This window comes from Streptomyces sp. UH6 (assembly GCF_013421635.1).
Taxonomy (GTDB): Bacteria; Actinomycetota; Actinomycetes; order Streptomycetales; family Streptomycetaceae; genus Streptomyces; species Streptomyces abyssomicinicus.
On sequence record NZ_JACADT010001043.1, the window covers coordinates 1 to 1934 of the forward strand.

At 75.1% G+C, this 1934-nt stretch carries 2 protein-coding genes and 1 pseudogene; all 3 read left to right on the top strand.

What is annotated here, in order from left to right:
* Positions 1–792, top strand: a 792-nt coding sequence (locus HW445_RS32940) for a hypothetical protein (protein ID WP_306673375.1), incomplete at its 5' end; no start/stop codon positions are given.
* A gap of 102 nt (positions 793–894) precedes the next feature.
* Entirely contained in the window at positions 895–1482 is a 588-nt protein-coding gene (locus tag HW445_RS28945) for a hypothetical protein (RefSeq protein ID WP_180223804.1), read from the top strand.
* Positions 1479–1934: pseudogene (locus tag HW445_RS28950) on the top strand (hypothetical protein); the annotation flags it as partial. The gene HW445_RS28945 and the pseudogene HW445_RS28950, both read left to right, overlap by 4 nt.

Here is a 1934-nt window from a genome sequence, read left to right on the forward strand (position 1 = left end):
GGCAAGCGAACGGCACGCTGGAGCTGGGTGGTCTGGCTGCTCCTCCCCACCCTGTTCCTGGTCGGCTGCGGCCGCAGGGGCGGCGGGAACGACCGCGGCGGCGGACTGGAGATCCCGGGCATCGGGATCGAGATCACCAGCGGCGGCAGCAGCAGTGGCGGAGGCGGCAGCGGCGGCGACACGAGTGGCGGCGGCAGCGGTGGCGGTGACGCGAGCGGCGGCACCGTCGGCGGCTCCGGTGGTGACCCCGGGGACGCCACCCGGGCGCCGGCCGCCGAACGGACCGATCCGGCCCAGGAGGCGTTCCGGGCGGTCGACACCGGCAGCTGCCTGCCCGTGCACAGGAACGGCGAGGAGTGGAGCGCCGACGTTCCGCCCTCCTCGGTGAGCTGCCACACCGAGCGGGCCGACCTCTTCTACGTGACGGCCGTCCACCCCACGTCCACGAGCTGTCCGACCGGCGTGGGCCGCACGGCGTGGAGCCACCGGTCGTCCGTCACCGGCGAGACCACCACCCTGTGCCTCAACCGGGTCTGGGTGAAGAACTACTGCGTGCTCGCCCAGCAGGAGGGCGACGCGATCACCTCCATCGGCGACACCAGCGCCGTGGACTGCGACGCCACCCAGGTGCCCGTCCCCTACAACCAGGTCCTCGTCGTCGACGCCGCGTACAAGGCCCCGGCCGGCGCCGACGCCGACAACTGCGTGACCGGGGCGAACGACCGCCGCCGGTACTGGTCCCTGATCGCCGACGGCGGCGACACCCTCGTCTGCTTCCGGGGCCGCTCGTAGGCCCGCCGCGCCCGCCCGCCCGCGGAGCCCGGGGCCGGTTGACCCCGGCCCCCTCCCTGCGCCTAAGGTCGTTGCCCTGCGCGGAAGTTGGGGGTGAGGGCGATGAACCGGGGCGGACCGGTGGGGCCGACGTGGCGGAAGCCGTCGCCGCTCGGCTTCGGGGCGGCCGTCGACGCGGTCACCAACGTCGCCGCGCCGCTGCTCGCGGGCTTCTCGGTCGCCGCGATCGGCGTCGTCGGCGCGGACAGCGACAAGTTCCGCTGGCCCGGCCCCTCCCTGCTGTGCCTGACCGTGTCGGCGCTCCTGTTCGTCACCTGCGTGCAGTTCGGCTTCCACGCGCGGCGGCACCTGTACTCGTACGCGGACCTCACCGCCTGGTGGACCGAGGAGGAGCTCGCGGACGACGACCGCCGGCGCCTCCTCCGCGCGGAACAGCACCACAACTTCGACCTGTGGGACCGCTGGCGGGGCCTCGCCTACGTTGCGTACAGCGGCGGGCTGGTGGTGCTGTGGACGGGGGTGGCGCTGGTGCTCGTGCCCCCGGGACCGGGTACGGCCTCCGGAGCGGCCTTCCGCTGGGCGGCCTGCGCGGTCGCGGCGTGCGCCGCCGTGGGCGAGGTCGTGTGGAGCACGTACGAGCCGCTGCGCCGCCGGCTCGACCGACGCCGGCTTCTGCGAGGAAACCCATGACCGACGACACGACGGGACCGGCCGAGCGGGACGACGACGAGCCGTCCCCCCGGGCGATACGACGGACCATCTCCCACGGAGGGGCGTCCCCGGTCGTCCCCTGCCCTGCCTGCCACCACGCGCGGACGCACCACCCCGACTGCGAACTGGCCTCCCTGCCCGTGGCGGAAGCGGCCCTGCTCGGCCACGAGGAGGCGCTCCGACGCGTCCGGACGCCGGAGGACGCCGCGGTGCCGGACACCGCGGTGCCGGATACCGCGTTGCCGGCCGCCGCTGTGCCGGATACCGCGTTGCCGGACACTGCGGCGCCGCAGCCCGGAGCGCAGTGCCCGGCCTGCCACCACGACGTGACGCACCACCCCCGCTGCGAGCTGGCGGTCCTGTCCGTCGAGGCCGCGGCGGCCCTCGGGTACGAGGAGGCACGCCACCGCGTGTGGCTCCTCGAAGGCGCC